The 26178-nt window shown below is 71.3% G+C and carries 21 protein-coding genes and 1 riboswitch; of the genes, 12 read left to right on the top strand and 9 right to left on the bottom strand.

Going from position 1 to position 26178, the window contains the following annotated elements; translation table 11 throughout:
* Positions 1 to 39: 39 nt before the first annotated feature.
* A complete protein-coding gene (locus tag ACFYZR_RS07915) occupies positions 40 to 936 on the bottom strand; it encodes a LysR family transcriptional regulator (protein ID WP_391906628.1) in 897 nt (298 codons plus the stop codon).
* Between the two features lie 187 nt (positions 937 to 1123).
* Positions 1124 to 1504 carry a phage holin family protein gene (locus ACFYZR_RS07910; RefSeq protein WP_391906626.1) on the bottom strand — a complete coding sequence of 127 codons (381 nt, stop codon included), beginning with the start codon at positions 1502 to 1504 and terminating at the stop codon, positions 1124 to 1126.
* 93 nt (positions 1505 to 1597) lie between these two features.
* Between ACFYZR_RS07910 and ACFYZR_RS07905 the strand changes: the two genes are divergently transcribed.
* The 3 genes from ACFYZR_RS07905 (at position 1598) to ACFYZR_RS07895 (ending at position 3242) form a co-directional block, all read left to right on the top strand.
* A complete protein-coding gene (locus tag ACFYZR_RS07905; RefSeq protein WP_391906623.1) occupies positions 1598 to 1915 on the top strand; it encodes a cupin domain-containing protein in 318 nt (105 codons plus the stop codon).
* A gap of 234 nt (positions 1916 to 2149) precedes the next feature.
* Complete coding sequence (locus tag ACFYZR_RS07900) at positions 2150 to 2368, top strand: DUF5326 family protein (protein WP_189455475.1); 219 nt, start codon at positions 2150 to 2152, stop codon at positions 2366 to 2368.
* A gap of 427 nt (positions 2369 to 2795) precedes the next feature.
* Entirely contained in the window at positions 2796 to 3242 is a 447-nt protein-coding gene (locus ACFYZR_RS07895) for an SsgA family sporulation/cell division regulator (RefSeq protein ID WP_126915073.1), read from the top strand.
* Here ACFYZR_RS07895 and ACFYZR_RS07890 read toward each other — a convergent pair.
* From ACFYZR_RS07890 to ACFYZR_RS07880, 3 genes are all read right to left on the bottom strand, one after another.
* Entirely contained in the window at positions 3239 to 4960 is a 1722-nt protein-coding gene (locus ACFYZR_RS07890) for a flotillin family protein (protein WP_391906619.1), read from the bottom strand. The two genes, ACFYZR_RS07895 and ACFYZR_RS07890, sit on opposite strands and share 4 nt — an antisense overlap.
* A gap of 126 nt (positions 4961 to 5086) precedes the next feature.
* Positions 5087 to 5287, bottom strand: a complete 201-nt coding sequence (locus ACFYZR_RS07885) for a hypothetical protein (protein WP_358623517.1) — start codon at positions 5285 to 5287, stop codon at positions 5087 to 5089.
* 22 nt (positions 5288 to 5309) lie between these two features.
* Positions 5310 to 6641, bottom strand: a complete 1332-nt coding sequence (locus tag ACFYZR_RS07880) for a YibE/F family protein (protein WP_391906614.1) — start codon at positions 6639 to 6641, stop codon at positions 5310 to 5312.
* A 61-nt stretch (positions 6642 to 6702) separates the two neighbouring features.
* Positions 6703 to 6840: riboswitch (TPP riboswitch) on the top strand.
* Between ACFYZR_RS07880 and thiC the strand changes: the two genes are divergently transcribed.
* A complete protein-coding gene (gene thiC / locus ACFYZR_RS07875; protein WP_391906612.1) occupies positions 6835 to 8619 on the top strand; it encodes a phosphomethylpyrimidine synthase ThiC in 1785 nt (594 codons plus the stop codon). It overlaps the preceding riboswitch by 6 nt.
* An 89-nt stretch (positions 8620 to 8708) precedes the next feature.
* On the opposite strand, the gene ACFYZR_RS07870 is transcribed toward thiC, so the two are convergent.
* From ACFYZR_RS07870 to ACFYZR_RS07860, 3 genes are all read right to left on the bottom strand, one after another.
* Positions 8709 to 9605 (bottom strand): hypothetical protein, encoded by an 897-nt coding sequence (locus tag ACFYZR_RS07870; protein ID WP_391906609.1) that lies wholly within the window; start codon positions 9603 to 9605, stop codon positions 8709 to 8711.
* Between the two features lie 180 nt (positions 9606 to 9785).
* Positions 9786 to 10880: a metallophosphoesterase family protein gene (locus ACFYZR_RS07865; protein ID WP_391906607.1), complete on the bottom strand. Its 1095-nt coding sequence runs from the start codon at positions 10878 to 10880 to the stop codon at positions 9786 to 9788.
* Between the two features lie 297 nt (positions 10881 to 11177).
* A complete protein-coding gene (locus ACFYZR_RS07860; protein WP_391906605.1) occupies positions 11178 to 12290 on the bottom strand; it encodes a LacI family DNA-binding transcriptional regulator in 1113 nt (370 codons plus the stop codon).
* 399 nt (positions 12291 to 12689) lie between these two features.
* On the opposite strand from ACFYZR_RS07860, the gene hisC reads away from it, so the two are divergent.
* The 6 genes from hisC (at position 12690) to ACFYZR_RS07830 (ending at position 23082) form a co-directional block, all read left to right on the top strand.
* A complete protein-coding gene (gene hisC / locus ACFYZR_RS07855; RefSeq protein WP_391906603.1) occupies positions 12690 to 13769 on the top strand; it encodes a histidinol-phosphate transaminase in 1080 nt (359 codons plus the stop codon).
* Between the two features lie 226 nt (positions 13770 to 13995).
* Entirely contained in the window at positions 13996 to 15576 is a 1581-nt protein-coding gene (locus ACFYZR_RS07850) for a cytochrome ubiquinol oxidase subunit I (RefSeq protein ID WP_391906601.1), read from the top strand.
* A gap of 86 nt (positions 15577 to 15662) precedes the next feature.
* The gene (gene cydB, locus ACFYZR_RS07845) at positions 15663 to 16664 is read left to right on the top strand and encodes a cytochrome d ubiquinol oxidase subunit II (protein ID WP_391906599.1); all 1002 of its coding nucleotides are present in this window, start codon (positions 15663 to 15665) and stop codon (positions 16662 to 16664) included.
* A gap of 13 nt (positions 16665 to 16677) precedes the next feature.
* The gene (gene cydD, locus ACFYZR_RS07840) at positions 16678 to 20187 is read left to right on the top strand and encodes a thiol reductant ABC exporter subunit CydD (RefSeq protein WP_391906597.1); all 3510 of its coding nucleotides are present in this window, start codon (positions 16678 to 16680) and stop codon (positions 20185 to 20187) included.
* 64 nt (positions 20188 to 20251) lie between these two features.
* Positions 20252 to 21850: a GAF domain-containing protein gene (locus tag ACFYZR_RS07835; protein ID WP_391907308.1), complete on the top strand. Its 1599-nt coding sequence runs from the start codon at positions 20252 to 20254 to the stop codon at positions 21848 to 21850.
* 191 nt (positions 21851 to 22041) lie between these two features.
* Positions 22042 to 23082, top strand: a complete 1041-nt coding sequence (locus ACFYZR_RS07830; RefSeq protein ID WP_391906594.1) for a M23 family metallopeptidase — start codon at positions 22042 to 22044, stop codon at positions 23080 to 23082.
* Positions 23083 to 23181: 99 nt separating this feature from the next.
* On the opposite strand, the gene ACFYZR_RS07825 is transcribed toward ACFYZR_RS07830, so the two are convergent.
* Entirely contained in the window at positions 23182 to 24054 is an 873-nt protein-coding gene (locus tag ACFYZR_RS07825; RefSeq protein WP_391906591.1) for an HAD family hydrolase, read from the bottom strand.
* Positions 24055 to 24176: 122 nt separating this feature from the next.
* Between ACFYZR_RS07825 and ACFYZR_RS07820 the strand changes: the two genes are divergently transcribed.
* Complete coding sequence (locus tag ACFYZR_RS07820) at positions 24177 to 25076, top strand: LLM class flavin-dependent oxidoreductase (protein ID WP_391906588.1); 900 nt, start codon at positions 24177 to 24179, stop codon at positions 25074 to 25076.
* A gap of 177 nt (positions 25077 to 25253) precedes the next feature.
* A complete protein-coding gene (gene htpX / locus ACFYZR_RS07815; RefSeq protein ID WP_391906586.1) occupies positions 25254 to 26156 on the top strand; it encodes a zinc metalloprotease HtpX in 903 nt (300 codons plus the stop codon).
* Positions 26157 to 26178: the final 22 nt, after the last annotated feature.

Genomic DNA, 26178 nt, shown 5'->3' with positions numbered 1-26178 from the left:
GGGACATCTGCCGCGCGAGCCCCCTGGTGAAACCCCTTCTCACCAGGAAACGGCAGCGCGCAGCAGCCACTCGTGCGCCCGCGCGAGATGGGGATGCGCCAGCGTGCCGGCCCTGACGACCAGGAAATAGGTGCGCAGCGGTGGTACCGGCGGATCCAGGAGCGCCACGATCTCGCCGGTGTCCAGGGCCTCTCCGCACAGATAGCGCGGCAGTACGCCGATGCCGGCCCCGGCGGCGACGCAGGAGAGCACCGCGCGCAGGTCGGGGACGATGACGGTGCCGGTGGCCAGCGGCTTGGAGTCGAAGACGGCCGACCAGTAGCGGGAGACGAAGGGCAGGCTCTCGTGGACCTCGACCACGGGCAGGTGTTCCAGCGCCTGGAGGCCCTTGTCGCGGACGACGGCCGGGCCGCCGAGCCGGGCCGCCCATCGCGGGGCGGCGACGAGGACGTGCTCCTCGTCGCAGAGCGGTGTGGCGGTCAGCAGCCGGCCGCGTGGCCGGGAGGTGGCGATGGCGAGGTCGTGGCGCCCGTCGGCCAGGCCCTCGAAGAGCTCCTCGGCCATGCCGTGGGCGGCGCGTACGGTCAGCCCCCGGCCGATCAGGGGGACGAGCGCGGGCAGGGCGCGCAGCGAGGTGAACTCGGGGGGACCGGCCAGATGGAGGGTGCGGCTGGCCCACTGGTCGTCGAGGTCGGCCTCGGTGATCTCCAGCAGCGCGTCGATGTGTGGGGCGATCTTGTGGGCGAGCTCGTCGCCGATGGTGGTGGGACGGACCCCGCGCGCCTGGCGGACGAAGAGCGGCCGGCCCAGCTGTCGCTCCAGCGTCCGGATCTGGCTGGTGACGGCGGGCTGGGAGAGGCCGAGGAGCGCCGCGGCCCGGGTGAAGGAGCCGGCCCTGTGCACCGTGACGAATGTGCGCAAAAGGGCCAGATCCATGTCGTCTCCCTGAGATGCCGCCACCGATCGTGAAGGAACTATAAATAAGTCGATAGGGCTGTGCCGCTAGGGTGATTGGACACTGACGCAGAGTCAACTAGCCTGGGTCGCGCGGTTCTTCGCGCGTGGAGCCGTGGCGGCTCGAGCCAAGAGGGGGGAGGCTCGAGCCGTCTTCCTGTCCCGGGGCTCAGTCGTTCTCGTCCGGCAGGATGATGTGCATCGCCCAGGCCACGATCGAGATGATCACGCCGCCGACCAGCGCGGACCAGAAGCCCTCCACATGGAAGGCCAGATCGAGCTTGTCCGCCAGCCAGGAGGTCAGCAGCAGCATCAGGGCGTTGATCACCAGGGTGATCAGGCCGAGGGTCAGGATGAAGAGCGGGAACGACAGCAGCTTCACGACCGGCTTGACGATGAAGTTGACCGCGCCGAAGACGAGCGCGACGAGGAAGAGCGTGACCACCTTGCGAGCGGTGTTCTCGCCGGACAGCGTGATCCCCTTGAGCAGCCAGATGGCCACCGCCAGGGCCGCCGCGTTGGCGATCGTCTTGACTACGAAATTCTTCATGGTGAGATCGTTGCAGACGGGTGCGGCCGACGGGGATGCGCGCGAGGACCACGACCGGCCCGGCAGGGCCGGGCGGCGAGGAATGGACGGCGGATGAAGGCGTTCCGGCTGGACGATCTGGAAGCGGAGCGGGTCGCCAACGACGGCGCGTATTTGCAGTTCCTGCGGGAGCGGAACATGTCCGTGGGGCTCTACGCGCTGGACGCCGGTGCCGTCGACCCCCAGGGACCGCACGCCCAGGACGAGGTCTATGTGGTGGTGAGCGGCCGGGCGGCGATCACGGTGGGCACGGAGACCACCACTGTCGCGCGCGGCAGCGTGGTCTACGTACCGGCCGGGACCCCCCACAAGTTCCACCACATCAGTGAGGATCTCCGGGTTCTCGTCGTCTTCTCTCCACCGGAGAGCTGAGCTCCGCCCCCGGAATCCCGTAGGGGGCCGTTCAGGGGTCTACGGGGGCTGTCGGGCCCACGCCGGACCCCTCCCCGGGCCTAGCATCGAGAACAGGCCGGGGTATTCCGCTCCGGACGGGCCGGTGAATCACGGCGGGACATTCATTCCCGCCGGTGCGGCGGCCATGACGTGACAACCATGACGTGACAACAGCGTGTGAATCCACGCGTGAAGCGGAGATCAGGAGTCGAGATGGCTGAGAAGGGGATATTCGCGGGACTGCCGTGGTGGGTGACCTGGGTCGCGGTGCCGGTTCTTGTGCTGGTGGTGTTCGGCAGCCTGATCATGAGCCTGCTCGGCTTTGTCATCAGCCTGCTCTTCAAGGCGCTGCTGCTGGTGGCGCTGGTCGCCGGCCTGATCTTCGTCGTCAAGAAGTTCACGTCGTCCTCCTCGTCGAAGGGCGACTGGTAGGAGTCGGCCGTCCCGGGCGAGGGGGACGCCCGGGCAGCGCCCACCGGGCAGGCGACGTCGCCCACGCCACCTTCCGGTGCCCGCTGGTCAACTCAACGAAGCGGAAGGCGAGGAGTTATCTCTCCCGTCAACATTCCTCCGTCAACGTGAACGCCTCGGGCGCCGCCCCTACGGTAATCCGTGCGCCCTAGGGCCACTTTGGCCAGTTCTCGGCCGGTCCGTGCCAGCAAATCCCCCGTTATGACTCCGCCCCGTAGTCGAGTCGCTACGCTCCAGAGTCGGCGAGCTCGTATGCTCACCCTCGGTCTCCATGGGTAACTGGAAAATCACTCCTTGTGATCCACCGGGCGTTCTTGTCAGACTATGGCGTCATTGGGGCCATCAGGCTTCAATCCCTGCCAAACCGACGAAGACGGGGCATTGGGCGATGCGCGACACAGTTCAGGCAGAAGTGGTCATGACCTTCCTCGTCTCCGAGGAGCTGTCCTTCCGGATCCCGGTGGAGCTGGGCTACGACAGCAGCGACCCCTACGCGGTGAAGTTCACCTTTCACCTCCCCGGCGACGCGCCCGTGACATGGGCCTTCGCCAGGGAGCTGCTTCTCGACGGGCTGAGCCAGCCCTCCGGCGAGGGCGATGTGCACATCGCCCCCGCCTCCTCCCAGCATCTGTCGGACGTCTTCATCCGGCTGCAAGTGGGCGGCGAAGGCGCCCTGTTCCGGGCCGGGGCGGCGCCGCTGGTGGCCTTCCTGGACCGGACCGACCGCGTCGCCCCGCTCGGCGAGGAGCACACGGTCGCCGACTTCGACTACGAACTCGCCGCGGCGCTCGACAGCATCCTCGCCGGTAACCCCGAGGGGCAGAACGCGGGTTAGCCGGCCTCGGGAGCCGGTGCGCCGCCGCCCGTCACGGGCGTATCGCCGTCCTCCTCGATCGGCACCCGCTCGGCGCGCGGTGCCGCCCCCCGACCCTGCGGAGCGAACGCCGGGACCCGCGCTCGCGGCCCCCTGCCGCCGTCCGCCACCGTCTCCGCGGCCATGCCGGCCGTACCGCCGTGCGCGTCCGCGCCGGCGACCGATCCCCCGACTGCTCCCCCGACTGCTCCCCCGGCGCCACCCGTACCACCGGACGTCCCGGCGCCGCCGATCAGGCCACCGTTCCCCACCGTGCCCGCGCTCGTGCCCGGGCCCGCTCCGTCGGTCGTGCCCATGGCCGAGAGCAGCTGCCGGGCGAGCCCCAGACCCGTACCTCCCATGGTCAGCGCCTTCGCGAACAGGTCGGACATGCCGTCCGCCCCGTTCAGCAGCACCATGTGGTCCACGCTTCCGAACGCCTGAGCGCCCGCCTGGACGATCTCGGGCCACTTCTCGGCGAGTTGCTGCGCGACCACCGCGTCCTGGTTCTCCGCGAGGGCCGCCGCCCGGGCCTTGAGGGCCTCGGCCTCGGCGAGCCCCTGGGCCCTGGCCGCCTCGGCCGTCGCCAGGCCCTTGGCCTGCGCGGCAGCGGCCTCGGCCTCACCGGTGGCACGGGTCGCCGCGGCGGCGGCGTCACCGCGCGTCCTGGTGGCCTCGGCCTCGGCCCCCGCCGCCGTCTTCACGCGCGTCGCCTCGGCCGCCGCGGCGAGCTCCGTCTCCTTGGCCTTCGCCTCGGCCGCCGAGATCCGGGCGTCGCGCTCGGCCTCCGCCAGCGTCCGCTTCTCGTACGCCGCCGCGTCCGCGGGCTTGCGGACGTCGGCCTGGAGCTGCTGCTCCCGGCGCATGGCGTCCAGCTCCGCGACCCGCGTCTCCTGGACGACGACCTCCTGGCGCGCCGCGGCCTCCGCCAGCGGGCCCGCCTGCCGTGCCTTGGCGGCAGCGCTGTCCCGCTCGGCCTGATAGCCGGCCTGAAGGATCTCGCTGTCGCGCTGGGCCTCCGACATCCGCGCTGCGGCCTGCTGCTCCGCCTCGGTGGCCAGCCGGTCCGCCTCGGCCTGGGCGATCCGGGCGTCCCGGCGCACGGCGGCGGCGTGCGGCGCGGAGAGGTTCTGGATGTAGCCCGAGGGGTCCTGGATCTCATGGATCTGGAGGGAGTCGATGATCAGACCCAGCTTCTCCATCTCCGTGCCCGAGGCGGCCCGGGTCTCACCCGTCAGCCGCTCCCGGTCGCGGATCATGTCCTCCACGGTCAACCCGCCGACGATCGAGCGCAGATGGCCCGCGAAGACGTTGTGCACCCGCTCGGGCATATGTTTCTGCTGGTCGAGGAAGCGGCGGGCGGCGTTGGCGATCGAGACGAAGTCATCGCCCACCTTGAAGATCACCACGCCGTGCACCTTCAGGGGGATGCCCTGCTTGGTGACGCAATCCACGTTGAGATCCGCCTCGTTGAGGTCGAGGGACAACTTGCGCACCGCCTGTACCCCCGGCAGCACGAACGTCCCCCGCCCCGTGACTATCCGGAATCCCAGCCCGTCCCCCAAGCCCTCCGTGCGGTGCTTGGAACCGGAGATGATCAGGGCCTCGTTGGGCTCCGCGACCCGCCACATGAGCTTGAACAGCCCGACCAGAACGATGACCGCGACGAGGACGGTCCCCGCCACGATGCCGACGACCATGCGTGTCTCCCCCCTTTACGGCCCGCTGCGGGGCCGTCCGTTCACGAATGCGCGACCCGGCGAGGCCGGATGCGCAACCCGGCGAGGCCGGGTGAAGACGCTGATACCCCGCCTGCGACCTTGGAATCAGGTGTAGGCGGACGTCACATAGACGGTGCGCGGCGGTTGATATTCCGTGACCATCACGACCGTCCCCCGCTCGATGCGCTCGCCCGGCTCGGCGGCGTAGGCCAGGAAGGCCTCGGCGCCGCCCCGGACCCGCACGATCACCTCGCCGACCAGCCCGGGACCGACCGTCCCCGTCACTCTTCCCAGCTCACCGACCACCGGAAGCCCCCCCGTCTCCCCGCTACTTCGCGCGGCGACGCCTGCCGCCCCGGGCCTTCGCCCTCCCCTTGCCCCCATCATGCCGGTCGGCACTGACAACGAGCGCGGCGAGCAGGGTCGTCACCGGCACCGAGGCGACCAGGCCGATGCTGCCCACCAGCGTCCGGACGATCTCCTCCGCGACGATCTCGCTGGTCGCCACCGTGCCCACACCGCTGTCCGCGATCGAGAACAGCAGCAACAGCGGTAGGGACGCGCCCGCGTACGCCATGACCAGCGTATTCACGACCGAGGCGATATGGTCCCGCCCGATGCGCATCGCGGAACCGTAGAGTTTCCGCCAATTCGCCGACGGGTTGGCGTCCTTCAGCTCCCACACCGCCGAGGTCTGGGTGACCGTGACGTCGTCGAGGACCCCCAGCGAGCCGATGATGATGCCGGCGAGCAGCAGGCCCCGGATCTCGATCTGCGGATAGAGGCCGTGCACGAGTCCCGTCTGGTCGTCCGTGTTGCCCGTCAGATGGGCCCAGTCGATGAACAGCGACCCGAGCAGCCCGATGACCACCAGGGACGTCAGCGTGCCCAGCACCGCCACCGAGGTGCGCGCGTTGAGCCCATGGCACATATAGAGCGCGATCAGCATGATCGCGCTGCCGCCGATCACGGCGACCAGCAGGGGATTCGAGCCCTGGAGGATCGCCGGGAGGATGAACAGCGTCAGCACCCCGAAACTGATCACCAGAGCCACCAGCGCGAAGATCCCGCGCAGTCGGCCCACGACCACGACCGCGAGCGCGAACACCCCCGCGAGCAGGGCCATTGGGAAGTCACGATCCACGTCCGTGACCGAATAGCGCAGATTCTCCGGGGCCTTCGGCGCGTAGGCGAGGATCACCTTCTGGCCCACGTCGTAGCGGCGCGACGCGCTCGGCTGGACGATCTCGGTGAAGGACTTGCCCTTGTCCGGGCCCTCGGTCACCTCGATGGTGGCCTTCTCGCAGGTTCCCTGGGCGGGGGCCGGGGGAGGCGACGGGCTCTGCTGGGGCCCGGCCGGCAGCCCGCCGGACTTCGGGCAGTCGAATTTCTCGATCTTCGTCACCTGCCCCGACCGCAACTGCTGATCGAGGCCGACACCGGTGTGCTGGTGCGGTGGCGCGCCGCCGGGCCAGAGGACTATCAGGCCGGCCAGCACCGCCACCGTGAAGGGGACGAGCACCGCCGCGATCACCTTGCGGAGGTGCGACGAGACGGGCGTCGCGGGCCCGTGACTGTGGGAGTGGCCATGGGAATGTCCGTGCGCGTGGCCGTGCGCGGGAGGGTGGGGGGCGTGGGGTGTGGGATCGGTGGGGCTCACTGCGGCATCATCGCAAGCCCCACTGGCCCTCCGGCGGACGGAGGCGCTAGCGTGGTGGCACCTTTGCAATCGCGGGAGCTCGGAGCACCGGGCTGAGAGGGCGCTGACCTTCGTACGACCGCACGTACGAACGCCGCTGCGTCGACCGCCGAACCTGTTACCGGGTAATGCCGGCGTAGGGAGTTACGGTCTGATGACCACGCAGGATGCACGCACGTCCGCGACCGGCCGGGAGATCGGCTGGCACAAGGACTACGTGACCGGCTCGCGGCCGGACCTCAGGGTTCCGGTGCGGCGGGTCCACCTCACCAACGGGCAGGACGTCCGGCTGTACGACACCTCCGGCCCGTACACCGACCCGGCCGTCGAGACGAACGTCCGGCGCGGTCTCGCCCCGCTGCGGGAGAACTGGATCATCGCCCGCGGCGACACCGAGGAGTACGCGGGGCGTCCCATGCGCCCGGAGGACGACGGCATCAAGCACACGTCCCCCCGAGGGGGCCTGAAGAACCTCGACGCGGTCTTCCCGGGCCGCCCCCGCCAGCCCCGCCGGGGCCGCGACGGCGCGGCGGTCACCCAGCTCGCCTACGCGCGCCGGGGCGAGATCACCGCGGAGATGGAGTACGTCGCCCTCCGCGAGAACGTCTCTCCCGAGACGGTCCGCGAGGAGATCGCGGCGGGCCGGGCCGTCCTCCCGGCGAATGTGAACCACCCGGAGATCGAGCCGATGATCATCGGCAAGAAGTTCCTGGTCAAGGTGAACGCCAACATCGGCAACTCCGCCGTCACCTCCTCCATCGAGGAGGAGGTGGAGAAGATGACCTGGGCGACCCGCTGGGGCGCCGACACGGTCATGGACCTCTCCACCGGCCGCAACATCCACACCACCCGTGAGTGGGTGCTGCGCAACTCCCCCGTGCCCATCGGCACCGTGCCGCTCTACCAGGCCCTGGAGAAGGTCGACGGCAAGGCCGAGGAGCTGACCTGGGAGATCTACAAGGACACGGTCATCGAGCAGGCCGAGCAGGGCGTCGACTACATGACCGTCCACGCCGGCGTGCTGCTGCGCTACGTCCCGCTGACCGCCCGCCGCAAGACCGGCATCGTCTCCCGCGGCGGCTCGATCATGGCCGCGTGGTGCCTGGCGCACCACAAGGAGTCGTTCCTCTACGAGAACTTCGAGGAGCTCTGCGAGATCCTCGCCGCGTACGACGTCACCTACTCGCTCGGTGACGGGCTGCGCCCCGGTTCGATCGCGGATGCGAACGACGAGGCGCAGTTCGCCGAGCTGAAGACCCTCGGCGAGCTCAACCGGATCGCCAAGCGGCACAACGTCCAGACGATGATCGAGGGCCCGGGCCATGTCCCGATGCACAAGATCAAGGAGAACATCGACCTCCAGCAGGAGATCTGCGAGGAGGCCCCGTTCTACACGCTCGGCCCGCTGACCACGGATGTCGCGCCCGCGTACGACCACATCACCTCGGGGATCGGCGCGGCGATGATCGCCTGGTGGGGCACGGCGATGCTCTGCTACGTCACGCCCAAGGAGCACCTGGGCCTGCCGGACCGCGACGACGTCAAGACCGGTGTGATCACCTACAAGATCGCGGCGCATGCGGCGGATCTGGCCAAGGGCCACCCGGGCGCCCAGGAGTGGGACGACGCGCTCTCCGACGCGCGTTTCGAATTCCGCTGGGAGGACCAGTTCAATCTGGCCCTCGACCCGGACACCGCCCGCGCCTTCCACGACGAGACGCTTCCCGCGGAGCCGGCGAAGACCGCGCACTTCTGCTCGATGTGCGGCCCGAAGTTCTGTTCGATGAAGATCTCTCAGGACATTCGTCGTGAGCACGGCGGGGATCTCGGCGGGGGTCCGGGCGCAGATCCCGGTGTCGACCCCGAGGCCGGAATGGCGGAGAAGTCCCGCGAATTCGCCGCAGCGGGCAACCGGGTGTATCTCCCGATCGCCGAGTAGCCGGCGGAGCGAGCCGCCTCCGGGGCTCTCCGGAGCCTTGCGGAGGCGGTTTCACGGGGGTGTGCGACGCTCGTCGCGCACCCCCTCGGTCAGTCCTTCCGGTGGCCCGGGCCGCCGAACTCGGGGCCGGTGTAGTCCGGGCTGGTGAAGCCCGTGCGGCCGGCGGAGGACCGGCCGTCGTCGGGGCTCGAGAAGCCGGGCCGGGAGTAGCCGAGCTGGGGGGTACGGCCGGGCCCGGTGTGGTTTCTGGGGGAGGGCGGGCGACGTTGTGCGCCCGGGGTGTTGGCCAGCGACTCCCGGAGGAAGGGCAGGATGCCCCGGTCCAGCAGCGCCTGCCGCCAGGCCTCACGGGCCCGCTCGGTCTCCTGGGAGAGCTGGTCGTAGCCGTCGGAGAGGCCGTCGTGTCGTGGCGTCTCCTCGGTCTGCCTGCCGTTGCGCACGGCCGTGACCAGCATGCCGGAGCTGGCGATGAGCACCGCGGCGACGGTGAAGCCGCCGAACCACCAGCCGATCTTGATGATCGGGTCGGCGACGGCCCCGTTCGACCCGACCGTCCGCAGGACGTAGCCGATGAGCAGGAAGAGGAAGGCGGCGATCCCCGCCAGGACGGGGGCGAGCACGACGACGACCGCGCCGGCGCCCGCTCCCTGGTCCTCGGGGACGTCCGCGGGGGAGAGGGCGGGGGACGGCGCGCCCGTACGGCCGTCGTCCTCGCCCGCCGGGGGCCTGGCGGTGGCCGACCAGGCGCGCTGCTCCTCCCGTGCCCTGACGAAGTCCTGATATTCCGTCATCGCACAGGCGGAGATGGCCGTCATGGCGCTGAGGGCCATACTGCGCAACTGTTCGGTATTGAGGCGCTGTCCTATCGCGGCGGCCAGGGCGCTGATCTGTGGGTCATGGTTCGCGGTACGCAACGCCTGGTCGAGAACTCGCTCGAATTCCGGGCGGTCCTCGGTCAGCAGGTGCGGAGCGCTGTTCATGTGCATCCCCCGATGCTCCGTAGGGCCCTCTTGCCGGCCGGTGCCGACGGTGGGCGGAAACGGAGGAGAGCCTGCTACGGATAAGCCGATGGTAGAGCCGCACCGCCGCGTGGTGACAGCCGGTTTCCCGAATTACCCCGCGTCGGTGGAACTCCTCACCTGCCCGTGCGGCGGCCCGCTGAACCCTCAGCCCGCCAGCGGGAGTTGTACGACCAGCAGTTTTCCGGCCATGGTGACGCCGCCGTCCATGGCGAGCGCGAGCCCGTCGGCGTACAGATGCGGACCCTCCACGCGGGGCGTGCTCTCCTCACCGTCCGCGTCCTCGGTACCCACCTCGCCCAGGAGGTAGGGGATCGGGCTGTGGCCGTGCACGATACGGCTGCCGCCGTAGGTGTGCAGCAGCTCCCGTACGGCCATGGGGCCCGCTTCCTCGTCGCGGAAGGCGAAGCGCTTGGTGAATTTGCGGAAGAGATCCCAGCACTCGTCGGGGTCGTTCCGCTGGAGGGCCTCGGTGATCGCGTCGTTGACGGCCTCGATGGAGTCGCCGTACTCCAGATAGGCGGTCGTGTCGGAGTGGACGAGCAGGTGCCCGTCCTCCTCGGCGATCGCGTCCAGGCGCGACATCCACTGCAGGTGGTGGTCCTCCAGGCGCTCCATGTCGGTGCGCTGGCCGCCGTTGAGCAGCCAGGCGGCCTGGAAGGAGGCGGTGCCCGCGCCGGAGTTCACCGGGGTGTCGGCGAACCGCTTGGCGCCGATCAGCAGCAGCTCGTGATTGCCCATGAGGGCCTTGCAGTAGCCGCCGGCGGCGGCCGCCTCGGCGGACAGCCGCATGACCAGGTCGATGACGCCGACGCCGTCCGGCCCCCGGTCGGTGAAGTCGCCGAGGAACCACAGCCGGGCGTTGCCCGCGGCCCAGTGGCCGTGCTCGTCGATGAGGCCCTGCTCGAAGAGGGCCCGGTGGAGCTCGTCGAGATAGCCGTGGACGTCGCCGACGACGTACAGCGGGCCGGGCCCGGAGGGCAGGGGCTGCTGCTGCGGCTGCGGGGCGGAGAGCGGGGTCAGCTCCACGGTGGGCACGTCCTGGGGCGCGGCGGGCCCGCCGATGACCGGTAGGTCACGGGCGGTCGGGGTGTAGCCCTCGGGGTACTCCGGGTACTCGTGGGCGGGCTGTACGGGCGGGGGCGCGGCATGGGCGTATCCGGGCGCGGGCGTGGCGTACCCGGGGAAGGGCGGCATCGCCGCCGTGGTCCGTGCCGCTCCCTGACCGGCCCCCTGAGTCATCGACCCCTCCACCATCGCGCCGCCGTGCACCTTGTGGACCTTGCCTGGTCGACGGCGGTCCGTGGTGTCGTGCGCCCATCATAGGAATGACCGTCGCGCCTTGTGACGCACCAGGGGCCGTGAATCGGGGCGGGAGGCCGGGATCGCCGGTCATTTCTCCCCAAATGAGCCGTTAAATGTGCCGTAAGCGCCGGTCAGGCGGCTCCCGGGCGGCTCCCCGGGGCGGATGACCCACTGCCCGTGCGCCGGACACGGGGTCCACTTCCGGTTGACGCGCGTCGGGCGGGGTGCGGAGGGTCAGGGGGTGGCGGGGCCGCGGGGCGCGCTGATCGTGGTGCGCGGCGGGCGGCGTTCGGAGGAGGTCCGGACGATCAGTTCGGTGGGTATCACCTGTTCCACCGGCCGGCCGGTGTCGAGGCCCTCGATCGCGTCGATGAGCAGCTGGACGACGGCGGTGCCGATGCGCCGGGGCTTGAGCGAGAGCGTGGTGATGGGCGGCTCGGTGGTCGCGTAGACCGTGGACTCGCTGCAGCAGACGAGCAGCAGGTCGTCCGGGACGCGCAGGCCGTAGCGGCGGGCGGCGGCGAGGAGGTCGGTGCCGTTGGGGTCGAACAGCCCGTAGACGGCGTCCGGCCGGTCGGGCCGGGCCAGCAGCCGGTCGGCGGCCACGGCGCCCGCGCACGGGTCGTGGGCGGGGTACTCCTCGTAGACCGGGTCCTGGCCGACCCGCTCGCACCAGCGCAGGTAGGCGGTGGTGGAGAGGCGGGTGTAGGTGTCCGTGGTGGTGCCGGTGAGCAGGCCGATCCGGCGTGCCCCGGCGTCGGCCAGGTGGTCGAGGATGCCGAGCACGGCCGCCTCGTGGTCGTTGTCGACCCAGGCGGTCACCGGCAGGGAGCCCGCGGGGCGGCCGTCGGAGACCACGGGGATGCCCTGGCGGACCAGGTCGGAGACCACGGGGTCGTGGTCGGAGGGGTCCACCACGACCGTGCCGTCCAGGGCGACGTTGGACCACACGTCGTGCCGGGAGGTGGCGGGGAGGATGACCAGGGCGTAGCCGCGGGCGAGCGCGGCGGAGGTGGCGGCTCTGGCCATCTCGGCGAAGTAGGCGAACTCGGTGAAGGTGAAAGGTTCATCCCCGTAGGTGGTCACGGTCAGGCCGATCAGCCCCGACTTGCCGGTACGGAGGGTGCGGGCCGCCGCCGACGGGCGGTAGCCCAGCCGGTCGGCGACTTCGCGGACATGGCGGCGGGTCGCGTCCGGGAGCCGCCCCTTGCCGTTGAGCGCGTCGGAGACGGTCGTGATCGAGACGCCGGCGGCGGCGGCCACGTCCCGGATGCCCGCCCGTCCTTGCCGGCTGGCCCGGCGGGATGTCTCGGCCCGGCTCACCTGGTGCTTCCCTGCTGCTGTCATGGCGAGCCGATAGTAGGGCTCGGTTGGTCCTTTGGCAGGGCACGGCATTTGACTGTTGACAGGCACGTTTCTGCTCTGGCGATTTCCTTCAATGATCATGGAAGCGCAGGCTGTTGAGCGCTTTTGTGGTGGGTCATCGGGCTGTGGCATATCCACGCCTCATGAATGGTCCAGGTCTCGGTGAGGTCTCAACTCACCTTCACGAGGGATGCGCGCCAGGGCGCCCGCCACGGCGCGTGACGGGCAGAGGAGCGCTCCGCCACCTATGGACGCCGCCCGGGGCAATCCTCATAAGGTGTGCAGTATTCCGATCAGGATTCCCACGGGATTCCCATCAGGGGTGTCCCGTCGGGGGTGTCCCGCCAGAGGTGTCCCGTCAGAGGTGGAGGAGGACCCGCGGTGAACGAGAAGACCCCGAAGCTGCGCGCCGCGCTCGAGGCCGTGCCGACCTATAAGCCGGGCAAGCCGGCGGCCCCCGGTGGCCCCGTCGCCTACAAGCTCTCCTCCAACGAGAACCCCTATCCGCCGCTCCCGGGGGTGCTGGAAAGCGCTGTCGAGGCCGCCTCCACCCTCAACCGTTACCCCGACATGGCCTGCACCGGGCTGATGGCCGAGCTCGCCGAGCGCTTCGGCGTACCGCTGTCGCACCTGGCGACCGGCACCGGCTCGGTCGGAGTGGCTCAGCAACTGGTCCAGTCGACGGCTGGTCCCGGTGATGAGGTCATCTACGCCTGGCGCTCCTTCGAGGCGTACCCGATCATCACCCGGATCGCCGGGGCCACCCCGGTCGAGGTGCCGCTGAACGAGGACGCGACGCACGACCTGGAGGCGATGCTCGCCGCGATCACCGAGCGGACCCGGCTGATCTTCGTCTGCAACCCCAACAACCCCACCGGCACGGTGGTGGGCCGCGCCGAGCTGGAGTCCTTCCTGGACCGGGTCCCCGGCGATGTGCTGATCGTCCTGGACGAGGCCTACATCGAGTTCATCCGGGACGAGAACGTCCCCAACGGCATCGACCTCTACCGGGACCGGCCGAACGTCTGTGTGCTGCGGACCTTCTCCAAGGCCTACGGGCTCGCCGGCCTCCGCGTCGGCTTCGCGATCGCGCACGAGCCGGTGGCGGCGGCGCTCCGCAAGACGGCGGTGCCCTTCGGCGTGAGCCAGGTGGCCCAGGACGCGGCCGTGGCATCGCTGCGCAGCGAGGAGGCGCTGCGCGAGCGCGTGGACGCGCTGGTGGCCGAGCGGGCGCGGGTGGTCGAGGCGCTGGCCGGGCAGGGCTGGACGCTGCCGGTCTCACAGGCCAACTTCGTCTGGCTGCCGCTGAAGGACCGGGCCCTGGACTTCGCCGCCGCGTGCGACCGGGCGGGTGTGGTCGTCCGGCCGTTCCAGGGGGACGGGGTGCGGGTGACGATCGGCGAGACCGAGGCGAACGACATCTTCCTGCGGGTGGCCGAGGAGTTCCGCAAGGAGCTGTAGCCGCCGGCGGGCCCGCCCGCCCCTACGGAACCGGGGTACCCCACTTCGCGCTAGGGCCGAAGGGGGTACCCCCCTTGTTTGTCCGAAAAACGGGTGCGCCATAATGCTTGTGAATGTGAACGCGTTCACAAGCTCTGTCTTTATGTCCTGCTTTAACTGGGGCATGTCAGGGCATAACGTCGGCTGCACGCGCTGCCGACGACGCAAGAGGCAAGGAGAGACCCCGGTGAATCTGGCTCTGGCTCCCGAGACACTCGCGCGATGGCAGTTCGGTATCACGACCGTCTACCACTTCCTCTTCGTACCGCTCACGATCAGCCTTGCCGCGATCACGGCCGGCCTCCAGACGGCCTGGGTCCGTACGGACAAGGAGAAGTACTTCCACGCCACGAAGTTCTGGGGGAAGCTCTTCCTGATCAACATCGCCATGGGCGTGGTCACCGGGCTGGTCCAGGAGTTCCAGTTCGGCATGAACTGGTCGGACTACTCGCGCTTCGTCGGGGACGTCTTCGGGGCGCCGCTGGCGATGGAGGCCCTGCTGGCCTTCTTCTTCGAGTCCACCTTCATCGGCCTGTGGATCTTCGGCTGGGACAAGCTGCCCAAGAAGATCCACTGTGCGTGCATCTGGATCGTCGCCATCGGCACGATCCTCTCCTCGTACTTCATCCTGGCCGCCAACTCCTGGATGCAGCACCCGGTCGGCTACAGCATCGACAAGGCGACCGGCAAGGCCCGGCTCACCGACATCTGGGCCGTGCTCACGCAGAACACCACGCTGGTCGTCGTCTTCCACACCCTCACCGCCGCCTTCCTCACCGGCGCCGCGTTCGTCGTCGGGGTGGCCTCCTTCCACCTCTGGCGCGCCAAGCGCAAGCAGCTCAAGGGCGAGGAGCTCGGCGAGAAGCAGCGCAAGCAGCTGCCGGCGATGCTGGCCTCGCTGCGCGTCGGTCTGGTGATCGCCGTGATCGCCGGAATGGGCACGGCGCTCAGCGGTGACTCGCTGGGCAAGGTGATGTTCGAGCAGCAGCCGATGAAGATGGCCGCCGCCGAGGCCCTGTGGGACACCCAGAAGCCGGCGCCCTTCTCGGTCTTCGCGGTCGGCGACGTCGGCAAGGGGCACAACAGCGTCGAGATAGAGATCCCCGGCCTGCTGTCCTTCCTCGCCCACAGCAACTTCTCCGACCCCGTCCCCGGCATCAACGACATCGCCGCGCAGGAGGCCGCGCGCTACGGCGGGCAGCCGAAGGACTACATCCCCAGCATCTTCATGACCTTCTGGGGCTTCCGCCTCATGATCGGCTTCGGGATGACCTCCTTCGTGGCCGCGCTCATCGGGCTGTGGACGACCCGCAGGAAACTCTGGCTCGCGCCCGAGTACCGGGTCGGGGAGGACGAGATCCCGCGCCTGATGCTCACGCGGACGCGCGAGATGAGCCCCTTCTTCACCAAGTGGTCCTGGCGCATCGGCATCCTCACCATGGGCTTCCCGCTGATCGCCAACTCCTTCGGCTGGATCTTCACCGAGATGGGCCGCCAGCCCTGGGCCGTCTACGGGCTGATGAAGACCGGCAACGCCGTCTCGCCGGGAGTGAGCCAGGGCGAGGTGATCACCTCGATGACCGTCTTCACCGCGCTCTACGCGATCCTCGCCGTGGTCGAGGTCAAGCTGCTGGTGAAGTACGGCTCGGCCGGGCCCGACACGGACGAGAAGCCGCCGACGAAGGACCCCCGGCTGCGGATGCCGGGCGGTGACCGGGGCGCGGAGCTGCCCGAGGACGCCGACAAGCCGATGACCTTCGCGTACTGACGCGCGACCACGTACTGGCGTACTGGCGACGTACTGACGCGTGACCTTCGCGTACTGACGCGCGCGGTGGAACGGAGAACCCGACCATGCACCTCCACGACTTCTGGTTCCTGCTGATCGCCGTCCTGTGGACCGGCTACTTCTTCCTCGAAGGCTTCGACTTCGGGATCGGCGTCCTCACCAAGACGCTGGCCAAGGACCGCACAGAACGCCGGGTACTGATCAATACGATCGGCCCCGTCTGGGACGGCAACGAGGTCTGGCTGATCACCGCGGCCGGCGCGACCTTCGCCGCCTTCCCCGACTGGTACGCCACCCTCTTCAGCGGCTTCTACCTGCCGCTGCTGGCCGTGCTCGTCTGCCTGATCGTGCGCGGCGTCGCCTTCGAGTACCGCCACAAGCGCAGCGAGGAGCGCTGGCAGCGCAACTGGGAGAACGCGATCTTCTGGTGCTCGCTGCTGCCCGCCTTCCTCTGGGGCGTCGCCTTCGCCAACATCGTGCGCGGGGTGCCGATCGGCCCGGACAAGAACTACACCGGTGACGTCCTCGACCTGCTGAACCCGTACGCCCTGCTGGGCGGCCTGTTCACGCTGGTGCTGTTCACCTTCCACGGGGCGGTCTTCGCCGCGCTCAAGACCGTCGGCGACATCCGGGCCCGGGCCCGGGCCCACGCGGCCCGCTACGGCCTGGCCGCCGTGGCGCTCGCCGCGGCCTTCCTGGCCTGGACGCAGGCCGAGTCCGGCAACGGACGCAGCCTGCCCGTGGCCGTCGTCGCGGTGGTGGCGCTGCTCGTGGCCCTGGCCCTCAACCGGGCGGGCCGGGAGGGCTGGGCGTTCGCCCTGTCCGGGGTCACGGTCGTGGCCGTCTTCGCGATGGTCTTCCTCGCGCTCTTCCCGGACGTCATGCCCTCCTCGTCCGACCCGGCGTGGAGCCTGACCGTGAGCGACGCCTCCTCCAGCCCGTACACGCTGCGGATCATGACGTGGGTCGCGGGCTTCATGACCCCCGTGATCGTGGGCTACCAGGCGTGGACGTACTGGGTGTTCCGCAAGCGGATCGGCACCCAGCACATCCCGGCCGCGCACTGAGACGGGGCGTGTCGTGAAGCCCGTCGACCCCCGACTGCTGCGGCACGCCGCGGCGACCCGCTTCTTCCTGGCCGCCTCGGTCGTGCTCGGGCTGGCCGGGGCGGGCCTGGTCATCGCCCAGGCGATGCTCGTCGCCGAGGTGGTGACCGGGGCCTTCCAACGCGGGCTCACCGCCCGCGACCTGGGGCTGCCCCTGGCGCTGCTGGCCGCCGTCGCCCTCGGCCGGGCGGCGGTGGCCTGGCTCACCGAACTGGCCGCGCACCGCGCGAGCGCGGCGGTCAAGTCCGCCCTGCGGACCCGGCTGCTCGAACACGCGACCAGGCTCGGCCCCGGCACCCGGAACACCGGCGAGCTGACCACCCTCGCCACGCGAGGGATCGACGCGCTCGACGACTACTTCGCCCGCTACCTCCCCCAGTTGGGTCTCGCGGCCGTGGTGCCCGTGGCCGTCCTCGCCCGGATCGTCTCCGCCGACTGGGTGTCGGCGCTCGTCATCGTCCTCACGCTTCCCCTCATCCCCCTCTTCATGGCCCTGATCGGCTGGGCCACCCAGGGCCGGATGGACAAGCAGTGGCGGCTGCTGTCCCGGCTGTCCGGCCACTTCCTGGACGTCGTCGCGGGATTGCCCACGCTCAAGGTGTTCGGCCGGGCCAAGGCGCAGGCCGAAGCCATCCGCGCGATCACCGCCGACTACCGGCGGGCCACCCTGCGCACCCTGCGGCTCGCCTTCCTCTCCTCCTTCGCGCTGGAACTGCTGTCCACCCTGTCGGTCGCGCTTGTCGCGGTCGGCATCGGCATGCGGCTCGTGCACGGCGAACTCGACCTCTACACCGGTCTGATGGTGCTGGTCCTGGCCCCTGAGGCCTATCTTCCGCTGCGGCAGGTGGGCGCTCAGTACCACGCGGCGGCGGAGGGGCTGGCCGCGGCGGACGAGGTCTTCGCGGTGCTGGAGACCGAGCCGGCGCCCGCCGGCACCCTCCCCGCCCCCGACGCGCGGGGCGCGGCGCTCACCGTGGACCGGCTCGTGGTGCGGCACGCGGGGCGCGACACGCCCTCGCTGGCCGAGACCTCGTTCGCGGTCCGGCCCGGGGAGACGGTCGCGGTGACCGGGCCCAGCGGCGTCGGCAAGTCCACCCTGCTGAACGTGCTGCTCGGCCTCGAACAGCCCGCGAGCGGGCGGGTGTTCGTCGGTGACGCGGATCTGGCATCGCTCTCCCCCGAAAGCTGGCGGGACCAGGTGGCCTGGGTCCCGCAACGGCCCCATCTCTTCGCCGGGACGATCGCCGAGAACGTCCGGCTGGCCCGGCCCGGCGCCACGGACGCACAGGTGCGGGAGGCACTGCGCGCGGCCGGGGCGCTCGAGTTCGTCTCCATGTTGCCGCAGGGCACTGACACTCGCCTCGGCGAGGACGGGAGCGGGCTGTCCGCCGGGCAGCGCCAACGCCTCGCGCTGGCCCGGGCGTTCCTGGCCGACCGGCCGGTACTGCTGCTCGACGAGCCGACGGCCGCGCTGGACGGGGAGACCGAGGCGGCGGTGGTCGAGGCGGTACGACGGCTGGCCGCCGGCCGCACGGTCGTCCTGGTCGTACACCGCCCGGCACTGCTGGCGGTGGCGGACAGGGTGGTACGGCTGGAGGCGCCCAAGGCCGTCGTTGGTCGGCCTGTACGCCGGGTACTGGATCACCTGCCAGTGGCCCCCTCGGACGTCGACACGGTTCCGGTCGCCGGGCGGGCGGGTGGGCATGACCCCGCGCGCAGCGCGGGGGTTCTGACCCGCATCCGGGCAGCCGGGCGCCCGTACGCAAGCCGCTTCGCCCTGGCCACGCTGCTGGGCGCCCTAGCCCTGGGCAGTGCCGTAGGCCTGATGGCCGTCTCCGGATGGCTGATCTCCCGCGCCTCGGAGCAACCCCCCGTGCTCTACCTGATGGTGGCCGTCACCGCGACCCGCGCCTTCGGCATCGGCCGCTCCGTGTTCCGCTACGCCGAGCGGCTGGTCTCGCACGACGCCGCCCTGCGTGTGCTCGCCGAGCTGCGCGTGTCGGTCTACCGGCGGCTGGAGCGGCTGGCTCCGTCGGGGCTGCGGGACACCCGGCGCGGTGACCTGCTCTCGCGGCTGGTCGCCGATGTGGACGCGTTGCAGGACTACTTCCTGCGCTGGCTGCTGCCGCTCGGCGCGGCCGTGCTCGTCGGCGCCGTGTCGGTCGGTTTCACCGCGTGGCTGCTGCCGGAGGCCGGTGCGGCGCTGGCGGTGGGGCTGCTGGTCGCCGGGCCGGTCGCGGCCGCGCTGTCCGGGGCGGTTGCCCGGCGTGCGGAGCGCAGGCTGGCGCCCGCGCGCGGGGAGTTGTCCACGCATGTGGTCGAGGTGCTGAACGGCACCGCCGAGCTGACGGTCGCCGGTGCCCTGCCCGGCCGGCTGGAGCGGCTGCGGGGCGCCGACGCGGCGCTCACCCGGATCGCCCGGCGGGCCTCCGCCGCGACGGCCCTCGGCTCGGGTCTGTCGGCCCTGGCCTGTGGGCTGACCGTGGCCGTCTCGGCATGGGCGGGGGCGGACGCCGTGCACGAGGGCCGGCTCGGCGGGGTGTGGCTGGCCGTGGTGGTGCTCACTCCGCTGGCCGCGTTCGAAGCGGTCGCGGGGCTGCCGCTCGCGGTGCAGTACCGCCAGCGCGTCCGGCGCTCGGCGGAGCGGGTGTACGAGGTGCTGGACGCGCCCGTGCCCGTACGGGACGGGACGGGGGCGGCGCCGAAGTCGCCGTTCCCGCTGCGCGTGACGGGGCTGACGGCACGCCATCCGGGGCAGTCCGTCCCGGCCCTGGACGGCTTCGCGCTGGAGCTCACGGCGGGCCGCCGGGTCGCCGTGGTGGGGGAGTCCGGTTCGGGCAAGACCACGCTCGCGCGGGTGCTGCTGCGGTTCCTGGACGCGGAGGCCGGTTCGTACACCCTCGGCGGGCGGGACGCGGCGGCGACGGACGGGGACGCGGTGCGGCGGCTGGTGGGCATGTGCGAGCAGGACGCCCACATCTTCGACAGCTCGGTCCGCGAGAACCTGCGGCTCGCGCGGCCCGGCGCGGACGACGGGGAGCTCCGTGAGGCACTGCGGGCGGCGCGGCTCCTGGAGTGGGTGGACGGCCTTCCCCAGGGGCTGGACACGCTGGTGGGCGAGCACGGCGCGCGGATGTCCGGAGGCCAGCGGCAGCGGCTGGCCCTGGCCCGGGCCCTGCTGGCGGACTTCCCGGTCCTTGTACTGGACGAACCCGCCGAGCACCTCGACCTGGCGACGGCCGACGCCCTGACGGCCGATCTGCTGGCGGCGACGGAAGGCCGTACGACGGTGCTGATCACCCACCGGCTCGCGGGGTTGGCGGCCGTCGACGAGATACTCGTGCTGGAGCGGGGGCGCGTGGTGCAGCGAGGGGCGTACGAAGAGCTCGCGGAGGCGCCCGGGCCCTTCCGCCGGGCGCTGGCACGGGAAGCGGCGGCGGACACCAGCCTCATGGCGCTTTCCCCGGCAAATGGTGCTTACTAGGCTCGGCCCCATGGCAGCCACGGCACACCCCTCCGACCCGCAGGACCGGGACCCGCGGGGGGCCGTGCCCGACCGGGAGCCGATGGACTCGCTGGACGTCGCCACGGAGGCCACCCGCAGCCTCCAGGGCCTGTCCACGGAGCTCACCGGGCGCGTTCCGCAACTGCTGGAGGCCATGCGCTCGGTGGGCACCGGCATGGAGCTCCACACCACGCTCGACCGCATCTGCCGGACCGCCGCCGAACTCGCCGACGCCCGGTACGCCGCCATCGGCGTGCTCGACGCCGGTGGCGAGGGGATGTCGGATTTCGTCACCCACGGGGTCGCGGAGGACGAGTACGAGCGTGTCGCGGCCTTTCCCGACGGTCGGCACGCCCTGGGTGTGCCGATCCGGGTCGGGGGCGAGATCTTCGGCAACCTCTACCTCACCGAGAAACGCGACGGCGGCGAGTTCGGCGTCGCCGACCTGCACATGGTGAAGATCCTCGCGACCGAGGCGGGCATCGCGATCGGCAACGCGCGCGTGCACGAGGAGCGCGGGCAGCGCATGCGCTGGATCGACGGTTCGGTCGCGGTGACGACGGCCCTGCTGTCGGGCAGCGACGCCGAGGACGCGCTCGCGGTCGTCGCCGAACAGGCGCGCAGGCTCGCGGACTCGTCCGCCGGCATCGTGCTGCTGCCGGACGGCGAGGGAGGGCTGGAGATGGTCGCCGTCTCCGCCGAGGAGCCCGCCGGCCTCATGGGGACGGTGATACCGCCGCACAGCCCGGTCGTCTCCCAGCTCCTCGCCGGGGAGCCGGTGTTCGTCGACGACTCGGCCACCGACCCGCGCATGATCACGGAGGTCGCGCCGCGGTTCGGCCCGAGCATGCTGCTGCCGCTCAAGAGCGGCGACCGGGTGCTCGGCACGCTCGCCATCCCCCGGCGGCGCGGCGCCCGCAAGTACACGGCCACCGAACGCGTCCTGGCCACCCAGTTCGCCGCGCAGGCCGCCCTCGCGCTCGTCCTGGCCGAGGCCCAGCGCGACCGGGAGCGGCTGGCTGTCTACGAGGACCGCGACCGGATCGCCCGTGACCTGCACGACCTCGTCATCCAGCGGCTGTTCGCCACCGGGCTGCTGCTGGAGGGCGCCCAGCGGCTCGCCGCCGAGACCGAGGTGCGCGGGAAGGTCGGCCAGGCCGTCGACGAGCTGGACGTGACCATCCAGGAGATCCGCACGGCCATCTTCGCGTTGCAGCAGGAGCCCACGGAGGCGCCCGCCGGGCTGCGGACGCGTGTGCTGCGCGAGCTGGGCACGGCGGCCGTGCCGCTCGGCTTCCAGCCCTCCGCGAACTTCGTCGGCCCGGTCGACGCGAAGGTCGGCGAGCTCACCGGCAAGAACCTCATCGCCGCGCTGAGGGAGGCGCTCTCCAACGCCTTCCGGCACGCCCGGGCGTCCCGCATCGAGGTGCTGGTCGACGCCACGATCACCTTGCCGGACGGCCGGGAAGGAGTCCGGCTGACCGTCTCCGACGACGGGGTGGGCATCCCGGAGGGCGGCCGCCGCAGCGGGCTGCGCAACCTCGCCAAGCGTGCCGAGTCGCTCGGCGGGTCCAGCTCGTACGGGCCGGGTCTGGGCGAGGACGGGGGCGGCACGAGGGTGGTGTGGGAAGCGCCCCTGTAGGCCCTGTCTGCGGCCCTGTGGGTGGCTGAGTTCCTCCGAACGGTCTTCCGCGGGCGCGCCCGGCCGGTACGCCGGTGAAGATCGCGAACATGGTGCTGCGTTCATATCGCACATGTCGCATTCACCGTTCGAGACGTTCGAGCGGTTCGTACGGGCGGGCGCACAAGGGGGCGGCGCTGTGCGCGCTCTGCGTGCTGACCCTCCCGCTTGTCGCCGCTGAGCCGTCCTCCGCCGTTCGTGCCCCGGAGCGGCTGGTACGCGTCGGCACGGAGGTGGTCCGGCTGGCCCGCGAGGCCGGGCGGCTCCGCCAGCGCTACGAGCTCCGGGTACGCGCGGCGGAGGACCAGAGGGCCCGGGGCGAGTGGCTCACCCGCCAGTGGGCGGGCCAGCGGTTCGCCACCGTCGCCCTGCGCCGTGACGCGGGGGCCGTGGCCCGGGCGCAGTACCGGTCCGGGGGCTTCACCGCCCCCGGCAGCGCCGCGGTCGCCGACGAGCCCCTGGAGCTGCTGGAGCTTCAGTACCAGGAGACCGACCGGCGGGAGAGGCTCGCGCGGATACTGATCGAGGCCGACGGCAGGAGCCGCACGCTGGCGGCCGACCGGCTGTCGACCACTACCTCCTTGCTGGCGCTCACCGAGGACGCCGCCCGCCTCCGGGTGGAGAAGGCCGCCCTGGAGGAGCGGCTGGCGAAGGCGCGGGGCGAGCTGAACACCATGGCGGACATGGCCATCCGCAGCGGCCGCTGCATGCCGGTCGACCTCGACGGGCTCCAGAGCGAGCAGGAGGACACCCAGGACGCCGCCAACCGCCCGCCGGAGATCTCACGGAGCGGCTGGACGCGTCCCCTGGTGGCCTACGAGCTCACGGCGGGTTTCGGCGGCACCGGCGCCCACTGGGCCAACGGCCACACCGGGCAGGACTTCGCCGTCCCCACCGGCACCCCCGTCCGGGCGGTGGGCGCCGGGACGGTGGTCGCCACCGGATGCGGCGGTCCGTTCGGGATGAGCGTGGTCATCCGGCACGAGGACGGCTGGTACTCGCAGTACGCGCATCTGTCGGCGCCGCTCATGACACCGGGGCGACAGGTCCGCGCGGGCGAGTGGATCGGGCTGACCGGGACCACGGGGAACTCCACGGGGCCGCATCTGCACTTCGAGGTCCGTACGACGGCGGACTTCGGTTCGGCCGTCGACCCGGTGCGCTGGCTGCGGGCGCGCGGAGTCGTGCTGTAGGCCGCGGCCCAGTGTTCAAACCCGCCGTCCGGGTGAGATCCGCCGTCCGGGGCCGGGCCCGGACGGCAGGGTGGCAGCCGGAACCGGGTGCCGGGGTGACTACGACAGGCCGTGCAGGATCTGCTCGATGACCGCCGCCACGCCGTCCTCGGTGTTGGCGGCCGTGCGAAGCGTGGTGGCGGCGAGAACATCGGGATGGGCGTTGGCCATGGCGTAGGCGGTGCCGGCCCAGCCGAGCATCTCCAGGTCGTTCGGCATGTCACCGAACGCCACGACCTCCTCGGGGGATATGCCGCGCTCCGCACAGCACTGCGCCAGTGTGCTGGCCTTGCTCACACCGGGGCCGCTGATCTCCAGCAGGGCCGTCGGGCTGGAGCGGGTGAACACGCCGTGCTCACCGGCCGCGGCCCGGGCCAGCTCCAGGAACTCGTCCGGGGCCAGCTCGGGGTGGAAGGCGAGGAGCTTGACGACGGGGCCGTGGCCGTCGCCGCTGTTCAGCAGCTCTTCCGCCGGGGCGATCGACGCGTACGGGTCGGTCTGGAAGGGCGGGTAGTGCGGCTCGTAGTGGATGCCCGAGGCGCGCTCGACCGCGAACGAGGCACCGGGCGCGGCGGCGCGCACCGCGCGGACGATCGCGAGGGCGGCGCCGGACTCCAGAGGGCGCACCTTGACGAACCGGCCGCCGTCGTGGAGGTCGACGACCACCGCGCCGTTGGCGCAGATCGCCAGGCCGTGACCGTGCACATGGTCCCGGACGACGTCCATCCAGCGGGCCGGGCGCCCGGTGACGAAGAAGACCTCGATGCCCGCCTCCTCGGCGGCCGCCAGGGCCGCCACCGTGCGATCGGAGACCGTCCTGTCGTCCCGCAGCAGGGTGCCGTCCAGATCGGTGGCGATCAGCCGGGTGGTCGCGGCGGTGCGGCGCGTGGCCGGGGTCTCGGGCTGCTCGGTAGCGGAAGTCACATTTCTCATTCTCCGGCACGTGCCGCGGACATGCGTACGAGCGTGCGTACGAGGCGCGGTCTTGAGCCGGGCGCCGCCGGCCGGTCTCCCCCGCGGCCCGGTTGTCGCACCCAGCGCCTACGCTCGGTCCCATGCGACTGAGCACCGTGATCCTTCCCGACCGCCGCTGGTCCGAGGGCGGCCGTGAGTCCTGGCAGCGAGCCGAGGAACTGGGCTTCCACACCGCGTACACCTACGACCACCTGTCGTGGCGGACCTTCCGCGACGGACCGTGGTTCGGCGCGATACCGACCCTGACCGCGGCGGCCGGCGTCACGTCCAGGATGCGCCTGGGGACCCTCGTCACCTCCCCCAACTTCCGGCACCCGGTCACGCTCGCCAAGGAGCTCATCTCCCTGGACGACATCTCGGGCGGGCGGATCACCCTCGGCATCGGAGCGGGCGGCTCCGGCTTCGACGCCACGGCGCTGCTGCGGGACGGGCAGGAGCCGTGGACGCCGCGCGAGCGCGCCGACCGCTTCGCCGAGTTCGTGCCGCTGCTGGACCGGCTGCTCACCGAGGACGTGGTCACCTCCGAGGGTCACCACTACTCGGCGCACGAGGTCCGCAACATCCCGGGCTGTGTGCAGCGCCCCCGTCTGCCCTTCGCGGTCGCCGCGACCGGCCCGCGCGGGATGCGGCTCGCCGCGCGCCACGGTCAGGCCTGGGTGACCACGGGCGACCCGAAGATCTACGAGACGGGCACCCCGGAGCAGTCCCGGGCGGCCATCGCCGGGCAGATCGAGCGGCTCGGCGCGATCTGCGCCGACGCCGGGCGGGACGTCGCCGAGCTGCCCAAGGTGATGCTCACCGGCTTCACCCCCGACCGGCCGCTGGACTCCTTCGACGCCTTCGTCGACTTCGCCGGCTCGCACGCGGAGCTGGGCATCGACGAGATCGTGGTGCACTGGCCGATCGCCGACTCGATCTTCGCGGTGGACGTCGCCGTCTTCGAGAAGATCGCCACGGAGGGTCTCGCACAGCTCTCCTGACCGGGGAGGCCGTCCCGGGGCGGGGTGGGCGGCGAGCCCGCCCAACCTACGGCGAGCCTGCCCAACGTACGGAGAGCCCGCCCAAGGCGCGGTGGAGAGGGAGAATCGGGTCAGAGGCACCTACTGGGGGGCATGCTCCACTACGGGGGCATGCTCGCGGAGCCTTGGAGGTCTGCCGTGCAAGGGACCCGATTCGCCCCCGACCGGGGGCTGACCACCCGCATGGTCGGCACGATGTTCCTCATCGGGCTGCTCTACGTGGTCTTCGTAGGTGTGCTGGTGGCGCTGCTGCGCGGGGCCTGGCCGTTCGTCCTGGTTCTCGCGGGCGGTCTGTTCGTCGCCCAGTTCTGGTTCAGCGACCGGATCGCCGCCTTCGGCATGGGCGCCCGGGAGGTCTCCCCGCAGGAGGCGCCCGAGCTGCACGGCGCCGTCGACCGGCTCTGCGCGCTCGCCGACATGCCCAAGCCGCGCGTGGCGATAGCGGACAGCGACGTGCCCAACGCCTTCGCCACCGGACGCGATCAGCGCAACGCCCTGGTCTGCGCGACGACAGGGCTGTTGCGACGGCTGGAGCCGGAGGAGCTGGAGGGCGTCCTGGCCCATGAGCTCTCCCATGTCGCGCACCGCGACGTGGCCGTGATGACCATCGCGTCCTTCCTGGGCGTCCTGGCCGGGATCATCACCCGGATCGGGCTGTGGGGCGGTCTGCGCCGGGTGGGCGGCCGGGACGCCAACACGGCTCTGATCATGGTGCTGGTACCGCTGGTCAGCGCCGTCGTCTACGCGATCAGCTTCCTCCTCACCCGGATGCTGTCGCGCTACCGCGAGCTCTCCGCCGACCGGGCGGGCGCCCTGCTCACGGGCCGGCCCTCGGCGCTGGCGTCCGCGCTGACCAAGGTCACCGGGCAGATGGCCCGCATTCCGACGCGCGATCTGCGGCAGGCCGAGCCCTTCAACGCCTTCTACTTCGCACCCGCTCTCAGCAGGGACAGCCTGAGCCGGCTGCTGTCCTCGCACCCGACGCTGGAACAGCGGCTGGACCAGCTGGGGCGGATCTCGGCCCAGCTCGGCCGCCCGTGACAGGTGACCGACCGACGCGGAG

It is taken from the genome of Streptomyces sp. NPDC001678 (assembly GCF_042892945.1).
In the GTDB taxonomy this organism is placed as follows: Bacteria; Actinomycetota; Actinomycetes; order Streptomycetales; family Streptomycetaceae; genus Streptomyces.
The sequence above is the reverse complement of the archived record's forward strand: the minus strand, read 5'-3'. Positions and strand labels throughout refer to the sequence as shown.